19 protein-coding genes are annotated in these 14814 nt (G+C 62.5%); 6 read left to right on the top strand and 13 right to left on the bottom strand.

The window, feature by feature from the left end:
- Nucleotides 1-64 precede the first annotated feature (64 nt).
- Nucleotides 65-1753 (bottom strand): long-chain-fatty-acid--CoA ligase FadD2, encoded by a 1689-nt coding sequence (gene fadD2 / locus ACTORR_RS21620; RefSeq protein WP_441343888.1) that lies wholly within the window; start codon nucleotides 1751-1753, stop codon nucleotides 65-67.
- A gap of 210 nt (nucleotides 1754-1963) precedes the next feature.
- Here fadD2 and ACTORR_RS21615 point away from each other — a divergent pair, with 210 nt between their 5' ends.
- Together ACTORR_RS21615 and ACTORR_RS21610 are read left to right on the top strand one after the other, a co-directional pair.
- Nucleotides 1964-2908, top strand: coding sequence for an alpha/beta hydrolase (locus ACTORR_RS21615; protein WP_313365262.1), 945 nt, complete (start codon nucleotides 1964-1966; stop codon nucleotides 2906-2908).
- Nucleotides 2909-2941: 33 nt separating this feature from the next.
- Nucleotides 2942-3412: a MaoC family dehydratase gene (locus ACTORR_RS21610; RefSeq protein WP_054885695.1), complete on the top strand. Its 471-nt coding sequence runs from the start codon at nucleotides 2942-2944 to the stop codon at nucleotides 3410-3412.
- A gap of 114 nt (nucleotides 3413-3526) precedes the next feature.
- Here ACTORR_RS21610 and ACTORR_RS21605 read toward each other — a convergent pair whose 3' ends face one another.
- The 8 genes from ACTORR_RS21605 to ACTORR_RS21570 all read right to left on the bottom strand — a co-directional run bounded on the left by ACTORR_RS21605 (nucleotide 3527) and on the right by ACTORR_RS21570 (nucleotide 8200).
- Nucleotides 3527-4765 carry an RNA polymerase sigma factor gene (locus ACTORR_RS21605; protein ID WP_313365261.1) on the bottom strand — a complete coding sequence of 413 codons (1239 nt, stop codon included), beginning with the start codon at nucleotides 4763-4765 and terminating at the stop codon, nucleotides 3527-3529.
- Nucleotides 4765-5250, bottom strand: coding sequence for an SRPBCC family protein (locus ACTORR_RS21600; RefSeq protein WP_054885697.1), 486 nt, complete (start codon nucleotides 5248-5250; stop codon nucleotides 4765-4767). Before ACTORR_RS21600 ends, ACTORR_RS21605 begins: the two co-directional genes overlap by 1 nt.
- 21 nt (nucleotides 5251-5271) lie before the next feature.
- Complete coding sequence (locus tag ACTORR_RS21595) at nucleotides 5272-5616, bottom strand: YciI family protein (RefSeq protein ID WP_099815542.1); 345 nt, start codon at nucleotides 5614-5616, stop codon at nucleotides 5272-5274.
- A 43-nt stretch (nucleotides 5617-5659) separates the two neighbouring features.
- Complete coding sequence (locus tag ACTORR_RS21590; RefSeq protein WP_313365260.1) at nucleotides 5660-6085, bottom strand: YybH family protein; 426 nt, start codon at nucleotides 6083-6085, stop codon at nucleotides 5660-5662.
- Nucleotides 6086-6234: 149 nt separating this feature from the next.
- Nucleotides 6235-6567, bottom strand: coding sequence for a type II toxin-antitoxin system HicB family antitoxin (locus tag ACTORR_RS21585; protein ID WP_054885700.1), 333 nt, complete (start codon nucleotides 6565-6567; stop codon nucleotides 6235-6237).
- A complete protein-coding gene (locus ACTORR_RS21580) occupies nucleotides 6564-6818 on the bottom strand; it encodes a type II toxin-antitoxin system HicA family toxin (RefSeq protein WP_054885701.1) in 255 nt (84 codons plus the stop codon). Before ACTORR_RS21580 ends, ACTORR_RS21585 begins: the two co-directional genes overlap by 4 nt.
- Before the next feature lie 47 nt (nucleotides 6819-6865).
- Nucleotides 6866-7831 carry a threonine dehydratase gene (locus ACTORR_RS21575; protein WP_313365259.1) on the bottom strand — a complete coding sequence of 322 codons (966 nt, stop codon included), beginning with the start codon at nucleotides 7829-7831 and terminating at the stop codon, nucleotides 6866-6868.
- Between the two features lie 111 nt (nucleotides 7832-7942).
- A complete protein-coding gene (locus ACTORR_RS21570; RefSeq protein WP_054885703.1) occupies nucleotides 7943-8200 on the bottom strand; it encodes a DUF2790 domain-containing protein in 258 nt (85 codons plus the stop codon).
- Nucleotides 8201-8555: 355 nt separating this feature from the next.
- On the opposite strand from ACTORR_RS21570, the gene ACTORR_RS21565 reads away from it, so the two are divergent.
- Nucleotides 8556-8924, top strand: coding sequence for a GNAT family N-acetyltransferase (locus ACTORR_RS21565; protein ID WP_099815550.1), 369 nt, complete (start codon nucleotides 8556-8558; stop codon nucleotides 8922-8924).
- On the opposite strand, the gene def is transcribed toward ACTORR_RS21565, so the two are convergent.
- The 3 genes from def to ACTORR_RS21550 all read right to left on the bottom strand — a co-directional run bounded on the left by def (nucleotide 8879) and on the right by ACTORR_RS21550 (nucleotide 10704).
- Entirely contained in the window at nucleotides 8879-9415 is a 537-nt protein-coding gene (def, locus tag ACTORR_RS21560) for a peptide deformylase (protein WP_313365258.1), read from the bottom strand. The genes ACTORR_RS21565 and def overlap by 46 nt on opposite strands.
- Nucleotides 9412-10365 (bottom strand): YihY/virulence factor BrkB family protein, encoded by a 954-nt coding sequence (locus tag ACTORR_RS21555; RefSeq protein ID WP_176507871.1) that lies wholly within the window; start codon nucleotides 10363-10365, stop codon nucleotides 9412-9414. The genes def and ACTORR_RS21555 overlap by 4 nt, the downstream gene beginning before the upstream one ends.
- 159 nt (nucleotides 10366-10524) lie before the next feature.
- Nucleotides 10525-10704 carry a CsbD family protein gene (locus ACTORR_RS21550; RefSeq protein ID WP_054885706.1) on the bottom strand — a complete coding sequence of 60 codons (180 nt, stop codon included), beginning with the start codon at nucleotides 10702-10704 and terminating at the stop codon, nucleotides 10525-10527.
- Nucleotides 10705-10926: 222 nt separating this feature from the next.
- On the opposite strand from ACTORR_RS21550, the gene ACTORR_RS21545 reads away from it, so the two are divergent.
- A complete protein-coding gene (locus tag ACTORR_RS21545) occupies nucleotides 10927-12402 on the top strand; it encodes a right-handed parallel beta-helix repeat-containing protein (RefSeq protein ID WP_313365257.1) in 1476 nt (491 codons plus the stop codon).
- A 168-nt stretch (nucleotides 12403-12570) separates the two neighbouring features.
- Nucleotides 12571-12951 carry a hypothetical protein gene (locus ACTORR_RS21540; protein ID WP_099815538.1) on the top strand — a complete coding sequence of 127 codons (381 nt, stop codon included), beginning with the start codon at nucleotides 12571-12573 and terminating at the stop codon, nucleotides 12949-12951.
- Here ACTORR_RS21540 and ACTORR_RS21535 read toward each other — a convergent pair whose 3' ends face one another.
- Nucleotides 12952-13788: a CvfB family protein gene (locus ACTORR_RS21535; RefSeq protein WP_441343887.1), complete on the bottom strand. Its 837-nt coding sequence runs from the start codon at nucleotides 13786-13788 to the stop codon at nucleotides 12952-12954.
- Nucleotides 13789-13918: 130 nt separating this feature from the next.
- On the opposite strand from ACTORR_RS21535, the gene ACTORR_RS21530 reads away from it, so the two are divergent.
- The gene (locus ACTORR_RS21530; protein ID WP_313365264.1) at nucleotides 13919-14779 is read left to right on the top strand and encodes a DUF6279 family lipoprotein; all 861 of its coding nucleotides are present in this window, start codon (nucleotides 13919-13921) and stop codon (nucleotides 14777-14779) included.
- Nucleotides 14780-14814 lie beyond the last annotated feature (35 nt).

The raw sequence follows: 14814 nt of genomic DNA, 5'->3' as shown, positions 1-14814 counted from the left end.
GCAAGCTTCGAGCATGCGCGGTGTCTGTGAGAGCGGACTCGCCCGCGAAGCAGCCAGCGCGGTCTCACGCGATGTCGCGCAACTCCCTGCGCAGGATCTTGCCCACGGGTGTCATGGGCAGCGACTCGCGCACCACGATGTGCTTGGGCACCTTGTAGCCGGTGAAGTTGGCTTTGCAATAGGCCTTGAGGTCGTCGACATTCACCCCACCTTCCCGCGCCACCACGAACAGCTTCACCGCCTCGCCTGAGCGCTCGTCCGGCACGCCGATGGCGGCGCAGCTGGCTACCTGCGGATGGGCCATCACCACATCCTCGATCTCGTTGGGGTACACATTGAAACCGGAGACGATGATCATGTCCTTCTTGCGGTCGACGATGCGGGTGAAGCCATCCGGGTCGATCACTGCGATATCGCCGGTCTTGAACCAACCCTCGGCATCCAGTGCCTGCGCCGTGGCCTCCGGCTGTTGCCAATAACCCTTCATCACCTGTGGCCCCTTGATGCACAACTCGCCGCGTTCGCCCAACGGCTGTTCGTTGCCGTCATCATCGATGACCTTGAACGCCGTGCCCGCCACCGGAATGCCCACGGTACCCAGCCGCGCCAACTGGCCATAGGGGTTGGTGCTGGCTACCGGTGAAGTCTCGGTCAGGCCATAACCCTCGACGATGCGGCAGCCTGTGAGTGTTTCCCAGCGTTCGGCAGTGGCCTTGACCAGCGCCGTGCCACCGGAGTTGGTGACCTTCAGGGCCGAAAAGTCCAGCTGACGGAAGCCCGGGTGGTCCATCAGCGCGACGAACAAGGTGTTCAACCCCAACAGCGCCGAAAACCGCCACTTGCCCAGCTCCTTGATGAAGCCGGGGATATCGCGCGGGTTGGTGATCAGCACGTTATGGTTGCCGGTGACCATCATGCACATGCAGTTCGCGGTGAAGGCATAGATGTGGTACAGCGGCAGCGGTGCGATCATCACTTCCTGGCCCTCCTTGATCAGCCGCTGCCCGTCCGGGCCGTGCTGGGAGAAGCAGGCCAGCACCTGCAGCATGTTGGCCACCAGGTTGCCGTGGGTGAGCATGGCGCCCTTGGCCAGGCCCGTGGTGCCGCCGGTGTATTGCAGCACGGCGATGTCATCGAGGATGAGCGGCACCGGCTTGTGCATCAGGCTGCGGCCCTGGCGCAATACCTGCTTGAACGGGACGGCCTGGGGCAGATGATAGGCCGGGACCATCTTCTTGACCTTGTCGACCACGGTATTGACCAGCCAGCCCTTGGCGACGGGGAGCAAGTCGCCCATTTTCGCCTCGATCAGGTACTCGATGCCGGTATCGGGCAGCACTTCCTGCACGCGCTTGCCGAACATGTTCAGGTACACCAGGGCGCGCGCGCCTGCATCCTTGAACTGGTGACGCATTTCGCGCTCGGTGTACAGCGGGTTGGTATTGACCACGATCAGCCCGGCGCGCAGGGCGCCGAACACGGCGATCGGGTATTGCAGGACGTTGGGCATCTGCACCGCGATGCGGTCACCGGGTTTGAGGTCGGTGTGCTGCTGCAGCCAGGCAGCGAAGGCTGCCGAATGGCGCTCGAGTTCGGCGTAGCTCAGGGTCACGCCGAGGTTGCTGAATGCCGGGCGCTCGGCAAAGCGCTTGCAGCTGCGCTCGAACACCTCGACGACCGAGGTGTATGCGTGGATGTCGATGGTGGAAGGCACGCCCTCGGGGCGTTTGTCATTCCAGAAGTCGGCTTGCATTTATTATTGTTCCTCTGCCTGAGCCCGCACGGATCCTTTGCCCTGTCTGCCAGATGGCAGACAGGCGTTGAACCGACGTTAGCAGGTAAGCCCGAGGCGGCATATACGCCAAGTGCCGCCATTAACATTGTGAATCTTATTTGTGCCCTTCCTGCAATTCGACGGGTTGTGCATACACTGTGCGGGTCACCTTCGCGCAAAGGACTCGCCATGCCCCATGACGCATTCTGGCTAGCTGCCAGCGAACATTGCAGGCTGTACGTGCACCAATGGCTGCCGGCCACACCGGTCAAGGCCGTCGTGCTGCTGGCGCATGGCATGGCCGAGCACGCCGGGCGCTACCAGCGCCTGGGCGAGGCCCTGTGCACTGCTGGCTACGCCCTGCTGGCAGCGGACATGCGCGGCCACGGGCGCACCGCCGAGCAGGGCAGCCTCGGCCTGTTCGCCCGGCAACATGGCTGGAATGCCGTGATCAACGACCTTGGCCTGCTGGCCCAGCACATCGGCCAGCAGTTCCCTTGCACACCGCTGTTCCTGTTCGGTCACAGCATGGGCAGCTACATCGCCCAGGCCTACCTCATGCACCACAGCGCCAGCCTGCAAGGGGCGATCCTCAGCGGCTCGAACTTCCAGCCCGCTGCGCTGTACCGGGTGGCGCGCCTGATTGCACGCGTGGAAGCCTGGCGCCAGGGGCCACTGGGCAAGAGCGCGTTGATCGAGTGGCTGTCGTTCGGCTCGTTCAACAACGCCTTCAAGCCCACCCGCACGGCGTTCGACTGGCTCAGCCGTGACCCGGACGAAGTGGACAAGTACGTCAACGATCCGCTGTGCGGCTTTCGCTGCAGCAACCAGCTGTGGCTCGACCTGCTACAGGGGCTGGCGCAGATCAGCCAGGCACACAACCTGGCGCAGATCGACCCGAACCTGCCCCTGCTGGTGATTGGCGGTGAATGTGATCCGGTGAGTGCTGGCAAGCGTCTAACCCATCTGGCCGACGCCCTGCGTGCGACCGGCAATAGACATGTACAGCTGCGCGTCTATCCTGATGCGCGGCACGAAGTACTCAACGAACTCAACCGCGACGAGGTCACCGCTGATATCCTCGCTTGGTTAGAGCAAGCGCTGGCCCTTGGCCGCCCTGCGCGCAGTGAATGATAGGCGCCCTCGCCCGCCCCTTAAGGAAGCCCAATGACCCAGGTCACCAACACGCCTTACGAAGCCCTTGAAGTCGGCCAGAAGGCCACCTATGAAAAATCCGTGGAAGAACGTGATATCCAGCTGTTCGCCGCCATGTCCGGTGACCACAACCCCGTGCACCTGGATGCCGAGTTCGCCGCCAAGAGCATGTTCAAGGAACGCATCGCCCACGGCATGTTCAGTGGCGCGCTGATCAGCGCTGCGGTGGCCTGCACCCTGCCGGGCCCTGGCACCATCTACCTGGGCCAGCAGATGAGCTTCCAGAAGCCCGTGAAGATCGGCGACACCCTGACCGTGCGCCTGGAAATCCTTGAGAAGCTGCCGAAGTTCAAGGTGCGTATCGCCACCAACGTCTACAACCAGAACGATGAGCTGGTGGTCGAGGGCGTGGCCGAAATCCTCGCGCCGCGCAAGCAGCAGACCGTCGAGCTGGTATCGCCGCCGAACTTCGTCGCCAGCTGAAATCGGCGTTGGATTCTTCGCGGGCACGCCCGCTCCCACAGGGTTCAGTAGAACCTGGCAGGCGCTGCAGCACCTGTGGGAGCGGGCGTGCCCGCGAATGGGCCGGCAAAGCCCCTACCTCAATCCGCGCAATCGCCTTTCGATATGCCGCCGCTCCGGCGCTTGGCTAGTCAACTCCAGCGCCCGCTGCCAGGCCGCTCGCGCCTCTTCGACATTCCCCAACTGCTGGTGCATCTCTGCCCGCGCCGCATGGGCCAGGTGATAGTCACGCAAATCACCCGCCGTCAGAATTGCCTCCACCGCGTCCAGGCCCGCCTGCGCACCGTCGCGTTTGGCCAGCGCCACCGCCCGATTGAGCGCCACCACGGCTGACGGCCAATGCCGTTGCAGCACATCATATAGCCCGACGATTTCTGCCCAATCGGTTTCTTCAGCCGTCACGGCCTCGGCATGCACGGCCGCGATCGCCGCCTGCACGGTATAGGCACCAAAAGCCCGGCTGGCCAATGCCAGGCGCACCAGCTCGCAGCCTTCGGCGATTTGCTCGCGGTCCCACAGGCTACGGTCTTGCTGGTCAAGCAGCACCAGATTGCCCTCGGCATCGCAGCGTGCCTGCTGCCGCGATGCCTGCAGCAGCATCAGCGCCAGCAACCCGACGGCCTCGGCGTCCGGTAGCAGTTGCACCAGCAAGCGGCCGAGGCGGATCGCCTCGTCACTCAGTTCCTGTTGCAGCACGGCCTCGCCCGAGGACGCCGAATAACCTTCGTTGAATACCAGGTAAACCACACGAAGCACGCTCTCCAGGCGCTCGGGCAGCTCATGCATTTCCGGGACCTTATAGGGAATGCCGGCATCACGAATCTTGGCCTTGGCGCGGACGATGCGCTGGGCGATGGTCGCAGGGCTTTGCAGGAAGGCGCGAGCGATTTGCTCGGTGGTCAGGTCGCAGACTTCACGCAGGGTCAGCGGTACCTGGGCATCGGCCGCCAAGGCCGGGTGGCAGCAGGTAAAAATCAACCGCAAGCGGTCATCGGCCAGCAGTTCCTCTTCACTGGGGTTTTGCCCCTGGCCTTCGATCAACATGATCAGGTCGGCCTGGGAGCGGTCGAAGCGGGCACGCCGGCGCAACGCGTCAATGGCCTTGAAACGCCCGGTCGAGACCAGCCAGGCCCGTGGATTGTCAGGGATGCCGTCACGCTGCCAGCGTTCGACGGCGACAAAGAAGGCATCGTGCAGGGCCTCCTCGGCCAGGTCGAAATCCCCCAGCAGGCGGATCAACGTCGCCAGGATGCGCCGTGAATCCCGCCGGTACACCGCTTCGACTTCAGCACGAACCTGCGCCGGCCCCGTCATCAGTCCGGCATCCGCTGGGTCACGACCTCCACCAGGCGGTCCAGGCTCTCTCCCCAGCCCTGATGGAAACCCATTTCTTCATGGGCGCGGCTGTCGGCAGCGTTCCAGTGCCAGGCACGTGCGGTATAGCGGGTCTTGCCGTGTTCTTCGTCAAAGCTGATCACCGCAGTCATGAAGGCTTTGTCCGACGGCACCCAACCTGGCGTGAAGGCATCGGTGAACACCAGCCGGCGCGGGGCGGCGATTTCCAGGAACACGCCCTGGGTAGGGTACTCGGAGCCATCCGGGGCACGCATGAGGGTACGGAAAAGGCCACCGACCCACAGCTGCATCTCGCATTGCGGGGTGGTCATCCCGTGGGGCCCCCACCACTGCATCAGCCATTCGGGCTCGGTCCAGGCACGGAACACCTTGGCCGGCGGGGCATCGATCAAGCGACTGATGGACAGCTCGTGCTGCGCAGGCGCGGGTTGGACAAGTGTCATTCTTGTTGTTCTCCGTTGCTGTCAGGGTTGCAGTTCACGCACTGGCCGCACTTCCACGCTGCCGACTCGCGCCGCCGGAATGCCCTTGGCGATGTTCAGCGCCTCGTTGAGGTCACGGGCATCGACCAGGTAAAAACCGGCAAGCTGCTCTTTGGTCTCGGCAAATGGGCCATCGGTGATGCTCATTCGCCCGGCACGAACACGCACGGTGGTGGCGGTCTGCACGGTTTTCAGCGCCTCGGCCGCAATGATGCGCCCGGAGCTTTGCAGGGCTTCGGCGTAAGCCATGCACTCGGCGTCTTTCGGGCTGTCGGGCAGGCTGTGCAGCAGCCCTTCGTCACAATAGACCAGGCACAGGTATTTCATGGTCGCCTCCAGGCGTTGGCAACGTGCATTTGGCGATAGCCGATCAAGGCTTGAGATCGAACAGTGCTTTCTGGGTCTGCATGTCGAACGGAGCCGACCAGTGCTCGTGAATCACTTGCCACTGGCCAGCGGCCTTGCGGTAACCGACGGTGGCACGCATGAAGCCGCACTGGCTCTCGTCATCCCCGGGGCCGCAACGGTTCAACCAGTGAGCCAGGCCCAGCTCGCCCTCGGCGTGCACGGTGAGTTGGGCAAGTTCGAAGACCATTGGCCCGGGGCACATGCTCATGCACATTTCCCAGTGCGCCTGGTAGGCGGTCTTACCCTTGAACTGCAGGGACTGGATGGCATCGAAAGCGACGATGTCGTCGGCGTAGGGCGCCGTGATGGCGGGGATATCACGGTCACGCACGGCTTGCATCCAGCGGTCGATAAGCTGACGGATTTCATTTTCGGCTGCCGTGTTCATCGGGTGTTCCTCCGATCGTTCATGAGCGTTCTGGCACAAGGATGTCTTGCACCTTCAGCTCATGGTCGAACGGTAGCCGGAGAAATCGACCGGCCACGGGATAATTTTGCTGGAGACAGGCATGTGTCCACAGCCAACAGGGTGAGTGATCAAGCCAGAGCTGCCTGCTCGAACACCTCATCCGCCCACTGATTGAGACTTTTGCCGGCAGCGCGGGCTGCAACACTGGCTGCCGCATGCACCTCTGGACGAATGCGCAGCATGACCTTGCCTGAAGCCGGTTTTTCCGGGGTAATGCCTTGCTCCGCGCAGTCGGCCAGATAATCCTCCAACGCCTCCCGGAAGGCTTCATGAAGCTCGGGCACCGAGCTTGCGTGAAAACTGATGATGTCGCGCATGCCCAGCACACGGCCAACAAAAATATCATCACGCTCATCGTATTCGATACGGGCGGCATAGCCCTTGTAGCGCATGCAACTCATAGGCTTACTCCTGCCCGCAGCAAAAATTCGCGGGCCTCTTCAATCTGATACCGTTTGGCTTCCTTGCCAGGATGGGGGCGATGGCACCTCCAGCTCTGGCCGCCAAGCACCAGCTTGACCCTGGAGCCTTGCCGCTCAAGCACCTGCCCACCCAGGTGAAGCACCAGGGCTTCGACCTCGGAAAACGCCAGAGAGGCCGTGGTGGGCGTTCTGAAGATAGCGTCGTAGATTTTTCGGTATCGAGTGTTCATCGAAAAATGCTATCAAATTAAGATAGCATTTATTCCCCGATATCCATTCAGGATTTTTCCGTACCTGCCAGCACCTGCGCATAACGCTCGCGGTCGACGTTGGCCCCGCTCAGCACCACGGCCACACGCTTGCCGGCCTGGCGCTGGCGCTCCTGCAGCAACGCGGCCAGCGCTGCGGCACCAGCGCCTTCGGCGGTATTGTGGGTGGTTTCGTGATAGATGCGCATGGCCGCTGCCACTTCACTGTCGGTCACCCGCACGATGCGTGCGGCATGTTCACGGACCAGGGCGAAGGCATCCGGGTGAGGTACCCGGCAGGCCATGCCATCAGCAAAGGTATCGGCCGTGGCCGTGGTGACGATGCGGCCCTGCTCGAAACTCTGCGCATAGGCATCGGCGGCACTGGAGACCACACCGACGATCTCGGTCCTGAGCCCCAGCAGGTTGCGCGCCTGGATCAGCCCGCAGATGCCCGAGCCCATGCCAATCGGCACGTACACGCAATCCAGCTCGCTCACCGCCTCGAACAGCTCCAGGGCATAGGTGGCCACACCGCGTACCAACTCTGGGTGGAACGAGGGCACCATGTCATAACCCAGCTCCTGCGCCAGGCGGGCTGCCTCTTCGCGGGCCACGTCGAAGTCGACACCGTGTTCCACCAACTCGGCGCCCAACGCACGCATGGCAGCGTTCTTCTCTTTCGAGTTGCCCTCAGGCACCACGATCACCAACGGCATGCCCGCCTGGCTCGCAGCCAGCGCCATGCTCTGGCCGTGGTTGCCGCGGGTGGCGGTAACCAGGCCCCGCGGTGGCTTGCCGGCGGCCAGTAGCGAACGCACATACACCAAGCCGCCGCGCACCTTGAAGGCACCCGTAAGGGCGTGGTTTTCGTGCTTGACCCACAGCTTGCAGCCGACTCGCTCGGCTAACAGCGGCCAGACGCGCTGTGGCGTCGGCTGGACGTGCTGGTGAACGAAATCGGCGGCTTCGCGCAGGGCGGCGAGGTCGAACATGGCGATCATCCTTATCGGTCGGTAAGGCACCGATCCTAATCGCCTTGGGCAGGTTTGGTAAATTGCTCAGGGCCCTGTCACCGACCAAGCGGCGACAGGGCCATCAGCGCATCAGCCTTGCTGGCAACCTTCGCCCATCGCCCGGTACTGAATGGTATGTACCTGGCCATGATGGTCTTCATAGGTCATGGTCGCAGGCACCACTTCGCAGACATTGGGGATGGTCGACAGGTTGATCACCCGCTTGATGTCAAGGTTCATGGAATAGTCGTACTGTTGGGCCACGGGCTCGCTGGAGACCGGCTTGGCCTCATCGGCGAGGGCGAACGAGGACATACCGACCAGTGCAAGAATCAGTAATGGTTTCATGAGGTTTGGCCTTTAGAGCTATCCAGCTGATCGAGTGACTTCTGATGCCGTCAATGGCGCGGAGAAGTTGTCATCAACTGCAAAGATGACACGAAGTACCGATCCCGCTTCGTCTACTGCGAGTGGGAATAGCTGAAATTCTACTCTCGAGCAAAAATAGTTGAATCCTGAACTCGGATATTCACCCTTGCGGGATTTGCAACAATCTGCGACAAAGCGCAACGGCTCGCTGACCTGGAACCCCTGGGTAGAGCCCATCGCTCCAGGTATCGCCATGACTGCCCTGCATTGCACCCGGCTTATCGGCCCCGAGCGTCGATTGCTCGAACATTTCTACAAGCACCAGGGTTCGCGCATGCGCGCAGCCAATGACGGTGAATCATGGGTGGCACGCAGTGATGGGATCATTGCCGGCCTCTGCCTCACTGCCGTCGCTGACGGCCACTGGCTCACCGGCTTGTTCGTCGCCCCGGACCACCGTAAGCGCGGGGTGGCGGCGCAACTGGTCGAGGCGGCGCTGGCCGGGCACAGCGGCCCGAGCTGGCTGTTTTGCCACCCCGACCTCACGGCTTACTACCAGCGCCTGGGCTTCAGCATCACTGCGCAACTGCCCGAAGCGCTGGCCTCGCGCCTGCAACGCTACCAGCGCAGCAAGGACTTGCTGGCCATGGTGCGCGCTCAGTCCTCGTGGTCATCCAGCCCCGGGAACAGCACATCGGTATAGCCGAACCGGGAAAAATCCTGAATACGCGAGGGGTACAGCCGGCCGATCAGGTGATCACACTCGTGCTGCACCACCCGCGCATGAAACCCATCGGCAAAACGGTTGATCGGAGTGCCCTGCGGGTCGATGCCCTCGTAGCTGATGTGCTTGAAGCGCGGCACCACCCCGCGCAGACCGGGCACCGACAGGCAGCCCTCCCACCCCTCCTCGATCTCGGTGGTCAGCGGGGTGATCACCGGGTTGAGCAGGATGGTCTGTGGTACCGGCTCGGCATCCGGATAACGCTCGCTGCGTTCGAAACCAAAGATCACCAGCTGCAGGTCGATGCCGATCTGCGGTGCAGCCAGCCCTACCCCACCCACGTGGTGCATGGTTTCGAACATGTCATCGATCAAATGCTGCAATTCGCTGCTGCCGATCAGATGTTCAGGCACCGGCGGCGCGATGCGAAGCAGGCGCTCGTCGCCCATCTTGAGAATGTCACGGATCATCGCGGGTTCGGCTCGGTCGGTTGGGGCTCGACCGGGTGTTCATGGCCGAGCACGGTGATGGTTTCCTGAGGTTTGGCGCCCTCGAATTCCTTCTCGCCCGGGTCCTTGCCTTCGCTGGACATGTGCTCGATCACCGCGTTCATTTCAGCGCCCAGCAGCAGTACGGCGGCAGATATGTAGAAATACAACAGCAGCACGATGATCGCACCGATGCTGCCATACATGGCGTTGTAGTCGGCAAAGGTCTTGACGTAGTAGGCAAAGCCCAGAGAGGCGATGATCCATACTACTACCGCCAGCACCGAGCCGGGGGTAATGAAGCGAAACTTCTGTTTGACGTCCGGCATCACGTAATAGATCAATGCCACCGCAATCATCATCAGGATGATGATCGCCGGCCAGCGCAGCACGGTCCACACGGTGACGATCACTTCCTGCAGGCCGACCTGAGCGGCAATCCACTCCATCACCTGCGGCCCCAGCACCATCAGCGCGGCTGCCGCCAGCAGCATGCCGGCAATACCGACGGTATAGATGATCGACAAGGGAATGCGTTTCCACACCGGGCGGCCCTCAGGCACGTCATAGGCGGCATTCATGGCGCTCATCATCAGGCGCACGCCGGCCGATGCAGTCCACAGCGCGATCACGATACCCACCGACAACAGCCCGCCCTTGGACTGCTGCAGCTGGTCGATGACCGGGTTCACCTGCTCCAGCGCCTGGGGCGGCAGTACCAGCTCTGATTGCAGGCGTAACCAGGAGAAGAAATCGGGAAGGTGCAGAAAACCGATCAGGGCAATCAGGAACAGCAGGAACGGGAACAGCGAAAACAGCATCTGGTAGGCCATTGCTGACGCATAGGTCGACATCTCGTCATCGAGGAACTCCTTGACGGTGCGTACCAGTACGCGGTGCACGGGCAGCCCGCGCAGGTCGGGGAAAATCATAGCGTCTCCTTTCGCCGCTTGATTCGTAAGTACAACGGGTAAGTCTAATAGACCGCGCCGGTGATGTACTGCTCCCGGCCATGCCAGAAGAAAATGCCTGTACCTGCACGGCCTCTTCGCGGGCGTGCCAGCGAAGAGGCCGGTGACAGCCATTTCAGATCAAGGCTTTTTCACCGCATCCTTCACATTGCCCTTGATCTGCTGTGCCTCGCCCTTGAGTTCCTGGGCCTTGCCCTCGGCCCGCAGCTTGTCGTTGTCGGTCACCTTGCCGACACCTTGCTTGACGTTACCGACCGCTTCGTTGACCAGGCCTTTGGCTTTGTCTTTGGTACCGCTCATGGCAAAACTCCTGCGAATGGAGACACGTGGACCGTGTCGACAGTCGGTGGACCTGACACCTTCTCCAAGAGTTTCAAACAATTTGCCCGGTTCAAGCCAAGCGGTGAATCTGCGGGCGAATATCGCACCGAATAGGGCCCGGCGCACTGCTCAAGGGCCGAAGGCTGGCTAGAATCGATGCCAACCTGCGTATAAGAACAACAGTTTCCGGATATTTGCCCCATGCGTTTGATGCCCCTGTTCGCGGCCATGCTGCCGTTGTTGCCCTTGCCTGCCCTGGCCGCCGCACCGGCCAGCGAAACCCTTAAAGTCGAGCGTTACGCCGACGATGGCCAACCTGGCACCCTGCGCTGGGCCATCGAGACCAGCAACCAGAACCCCGGCCAATACCGCATCGAGATCGCAGCCGTCGGCAAGCCGCCTTATGTAATTCGCCCGACCCGTGCGCTGCCGGAGATCAAGGGGCCGGTACAGATCACCGGCTTGCCCTGGGCCCGTGACGGCCAGTACATCGCCATCGACGGCTCGGGCTACATCAAGGACCAGGGCGTGCGCACCTGCCCAGGCGCCCTGCCCGGCCAGTTCGGCACCAACGTGCGCACCACCACCAACCCGGGGCTGGTGCTGCGCGACACCCAGGGCGTGCACCTGAGAGGCCTGGAGGTGCGCAACTTCTGCATCGGCATCCTGGTCAACCGCGCCAGCGGCAACGTCATCGAAGACAACCGCATCGTCGCCAACAAGGGCGGCGCCGGCATCATGCTCACCGGCGACGACGGTGCCGGCAACCCGACTGCCACCACCACGGTCAACAACAAAGTGCTGCGCAACCAGCTGATCGACAACGGCGATGGCCTGGAGCTGACCCGCGGCGCGGCGTTCAACCTGGTGGCCGACAACCTGTTCCGCTCGACCCCGGCCAACCCTGAGCCGTCACAGGGCATCGAGATCCTGTTGGGCAACGACAACAGCGTGGTGCGCAACCGCTTCGAAAACTACTCCGACGGCCTGCAGATCAACTGGGGCAAGCGCAACTACCTGGGCGCCAACACCTTCAGCGGTAACTCGATTGGCGTCAGTGTCACCGGCGACAGCAACATCCTCGACGGCAACCTGATCCACGGCAACCGCATCGGCGTAGCCTTGCGACCGGAACCGGACGTCACCACCACGCGCCTGAGCGGCAATCGCATCTGGGGTAACAGCCAGGACATCCGCCGCTGTGAAGCCGGTGGTTCCTGCGTGCCGAACCAGCGTACCGGCGCCATCGTCTTTGGCGTGCCGGCCCAGGCCCATGCGCTGTACGTGGGATCGCGCGGGGTCGGTGCGGATCTGCCGAAGAAGGACCAGGCGATCATTTGCGATGCCAAGGGCGAGCCCACGCCGTGCCAGCCGCTGCCCAACCACAACCAGCAGGCGCCACGGCTGATCGCCCTGGACGGCAATGTATTGCGCGGCGAGGTGCAGGGGCCGGTATCGAGCCTGCTGCGCATCGAGGTGTTTGGCAATGCCCGGGCGGATGGGACCGAGGCGGAGCGGTATCTGGGGGATGTGCTGGTGAACACTGATGAGCAGGGGCAGGCGCGGTTTGCCCAGGTTCTGGAGAACATCAGTGAGTTGAAGAGCTTCACTGCGACTGTCACTACGGCGGACGGGGCCACTTCAGAGTTGAGCCTGCCGGTTCGTCGCCAGGGCTGATGGCCCTTTCGCGGGCGAACCCGCTCCTACAGGGATACCGCTGCCTTCGAGGTATATGCTGAACCCGGGGCAGCGGGTTCAACTGCGAAGAGGGCCTCAAACCTTGCGAGGGCCGGTGGCACCCCTCACAATGCAGCCCTAATCAAGCGTCAACCCGCAGGAACCTGCATGAAACTCGACAAACCCACCGCCATCGCCCGCCGTAACCAGGCCTTGGCCAACCCGGTGCTGACCAGCGCCAACACCCTGTTCGCCATCCTCGACCGCAAGCGCAACCTGTGGTGGTTCGAGGTGCCGGTGGCATTGCTGCGCAAAGGCCAGCCCGACTGGGTCAACCTGCTGCTGCACACCCCGGAAAGCGACGAGCTGCAGCACCTGAAGGTGCCGGTCAACTTCCTTCGTGCTCACCAGGAGCAGATGGAAGTGCGCAACCCCGGCAAGCGCCGCTCGACCATCAGCCTGGCCCTGAGCGCCGACCGTGACTCGCTGCTGCGCGACACCCGCCCGGGTGGCGAGCAGCTGGACTTCCGGACCTTCGTGCAGGCCTGATCAGGCCTTTTCGATGCGATCGTCATGGATGACGATGCGCCCCTGCTTGAACAACCCACCAATGGCCTTCTTGAAGTTGCCCTTGCTGACGTTGAACATCTGGCTGACCAGTTCCGGAGCGCTCTTGTCGCTCACCGCCAGCACCCCGCCTTCGCTCTCCAGGCGCGCCATGATCCGGGCATGCAGGTCATCGCCCAAGGCCTTGCCGACTGGCTGCAGGCTCAGGGCGATCTTGCCGTCATGGCGCACTTCCTTGATGAAACCCTCCACATGCATGCCCGAGCGCAGGAACTTGAACACCTCGTTCTTGTGGATCAGGCCCCAATGGCGGTTGTTGATGATGGCCTTGAAGCCCATCGGCGTTTCGCCGGCCACCAGCAACTGGACGGGCTGGCCAACCTGATAGTCGGCCGGGGTGCGGTCGAGGTAGCGGTCCAGGCGCGAGGTGGCGGTAATGCGCCGGGTACGCTTGTCGAGATAGGCGTGCACCACGCAGTAGTCGCCGATCTTCAACTGGCGTGACTCTTCCGAATACGGCATCAGCAAGTCCTTGGACAGGCCCCAGTCGAGGAAGATGCCGGCACCGTTGATGTCCTTGACCTTGAGGCTGGCGAACTCGCCAACCTGCACCTTGGGCTTCTCGGTGGTGGCAATCAGCTGGTCTTCGCTGTCCAGGTAGATGAACACGTTCAGCCAGTCGTCGACCTCGGTTTCGGCGTCCTTCGGGATGTAGCGCCCGGGCAGCAGGATTTCGCCATCGGCGCCGCCGTCCAGGTACAGGCCGAATTCCACGTGTTTCACGATTTGCAAACTGTTGTAACGCCCAAGCAGAGCCATTTCTGATGTTCCTCAAGACAAGGCGGCTATTCTACACCTGAAGCCACTGCGCTGCCCGATCGCCGATGCGGCGGAACCGCGCTGGCGCCCATTGCGTCATACCCGTATCCGTCAGCACCAGGACCTGAACATGCCGGTACGCCTGTGCAAAGCCCTGCTCATCGCCATCGCCTGCGCCGTGGTGCTGGCGGCCTGTAGCCGCATCGACCTGGCGTATCGCAACCTCGACCACCTGGTGCCCTGGTCGCTGGGCGACTACCTGGCGATGAACCGCGAGCAGAAGGCATTGCTCGACGAACGGCTCAAGGAGCACCTCGCCTGGCACTGCAAGACCCAGCTGCCGGGCTACCTCGACTGGCTCGACCGGGTGCGCGACATGGTCGCCGGGGACCAGGTGACCGACCAGGCCCTGCAGCAACGCACTGTCGAGGCGCGCCAGGCAATCGGCCGGGTAGCGGAAGCGATCACCCCTTCGGCCACCGAACTGCTGCGCGGCATGAGCGACAAGCAGGTGGCCGAGATGCAGCAGGCCTTTAACGATGATATCCGCGAGCGGCAGAAGGAATACGTCGACACCCCGCTGCCCAGGCAGATAGCCCGCCGCAGCGAACGCATGGAAAAACGCCTGAACAACTGGTTTGGTGAGCTCAATCCCGCCCAACACCAGCGTGTCCAGGCCTGGTCGCAAGCACTGGGTGACCAGAACCGCCAGTGGATCGCCAACCGCCAACACTGGCAGCAACAGTTGATGCTGGCCATGAACCAGCGCAACGACGCCAGCTTCGCGCCGCGCCTGGCCACCTTGCTGCAACGCAAGGAAAGCCTGTGGACGCCGGAGTACCGGGCGGCCTATCAGAATACCGAGCAGCAGGCGCGTAGTTTGCTGGTTGACCTGATGCACTTGAGCACACCGGCGCAGCGGCAGTACCTGCAGGAACGGCTGGCGAAAGTCCGCACGGATTTCAGCGAGATGAAGTGCCTGAAAAGCTGAATGTGATCTGCACGGCCGGCCCCTTCGCGGGCAAG

The organism is Pseudomonas sp. SAR267, assembly GCF_052077595.1.
GTDB lineage: Bacteria > Pseudomonadota > Gammaproteobacteria > Pseudomonadales > Pseudomonadaceae > Aquipseudomonas > Aquipseudomonas vlassakiae.
The sequence above is the reverse complement of the archived record's forward strand: the minus strand, read 5'-3'. Positions and strand labels throughout refer to the sequence as shown.

What these genes read in the sequence shown, in the direction of transcription:
- fadD2 (WP_441343888.1), bottom strand. Translation starts at nt 1,753, where the DNA reads ATGCAAGCCGACTTCTGGAATGACAAACGCCCCGAGGGCGTGCCTTCC.
- ACTORR_RS21615 (WP_313365262.1), top strand. Translation starts at nt 1,964, where the DNA reads ATGCCCCATGACGCATTCTGGCTAGCTGCCAGCGAACATTGCAGGCTG.
- ACTORR_RS21610 (WP_054885695.1), top strand. Translation starts at nt 2,942, where the DNA reads ATGACCCAGGTCACCAACACGCCTTACGAAGCCCTTGAAGTCGGCCAG.
- ACTORR_RS21605 (WP_313365261.1), bottom strand. Translation starts at nt 4,765, where the DNA reads ATGACGGGGCCGGCGCAGGTTCGTGCTGAAGTCGAAGCGGTGTACCGG.
- ACTORR_RS21600 (WP_054885697.1), bottom strand. Translation starts at nt 5,250, where the DNA reads ATGACACTTGTCCAACCCGCGCCTGCGCAGCACGAGCTGTCCATCAGT.
- ACTORR_RS21595 (WP_099815542.1), bottom strand. Translation starts at nt 5,616, where the DNA reads ATGAAATACCTGTGCCTGGTCTATTGTGACGAAGGGCTGCTGCACAGC.
- ACTORR_RS21590 (WP_313365260.1), bottom strand. Translation starts at nt 6,085, where the DNA reads ATGAACACGGCAGCCGAAAATGAAATCCGTCAGCTTATCGACCGCTGG.
- ACTORR_RS21585 (WP_054885700.1), bottom strand. Translation starts at nt 6,567, where the DNA reads ATGAGTTGCATGCGCTACAAGGGCTATGCCGCCCGTATCGAATACGAT.
- ACTORR_RS21580 (WP_054885701.1), bottom strand. Translation starts at nt 6,818, where the DNA reads ATGAACACTCGATACCGAAAAATCTACGACGCTATCTTCAGAACGCCC.
- ACTORR_RS21575 (WP_313365259.1), bottom strand. Translation starts at nt 7,831, where the DNA reads ATGTTCGACCTCGCCGCCCTGCGCGAAGCCGCCGATTTCGTTCACCAG.
- ACTORR_RS21570 (WP_054885703.1), bottom strand. Translation starts at nt 8,200, where the DNA reads ATGAAACCATTACTGATTCTTGCACTGGTCGGTATGTCCTCGTTCGCC.
- ACTORR_RS21565 (WP_099815550.1), top strand. Translation starts at nt 8,556, where the DNA reads ATGCGCGCAGCCAATGACGGTGAATCATGGGTGGCACGCAGTGATGGG.
- def (WP_313365258.1), bottom strand. Translation starts at nt 9,415, where the DNA reads ATGATCCGTGACATTCTCAAGATGGGCGACGAGCGCCTGCTTCGCATC.
- ACTORR_RS21555 (WP_176507871.1), bottom strand. Translation starts at nt 10,365, where the DNA reads ATGATTTTCCCCGACCTGCGCGGGCTGCCCGTGCACCGCGTACTGGTA.
- ACTORR_RS21550 (WP_054885706.1), bottom strand. Translation starts at nt 10,704, where the DNA reads ATGAGCGGTACCAAAGACAAAGCCAAAGGCCTGGTCAACGAAGCGGTC.
- ACTORR_RS21545 (WP_313365257.1), top strand. Translation starts at nt 10,927, where the DNA reads ATGCGTTTGATGCCCCTGTTCGCGGCCATGCTGCCGTTGTTGCCCTTG.
- ACTORR_RS21540 (WP_099815538.1), top strand. Translation starts at nt 12,571, where the DNA reads ATGAAACTCGACAAACCCACCGCCATCGCCCGCCGTAACCAGGCCTTG.
- ACTORR_RS21535 (WP_441343887.1), bottom strand. Translation starts at nt 13,788, where the DNA reads ATGGCTCTGCTTGGGCGTTACAACAGTTTGCAAATCGTGAAACACGTG.
- ACTORR_RS21530 (WP_313365264.1), top strand. Translation starts at nt 13,919, where the DNA reads ATGCCGGTACGCCTGTGCAAAGCCCTGCTCATCGCCATCGCCTGCGCC.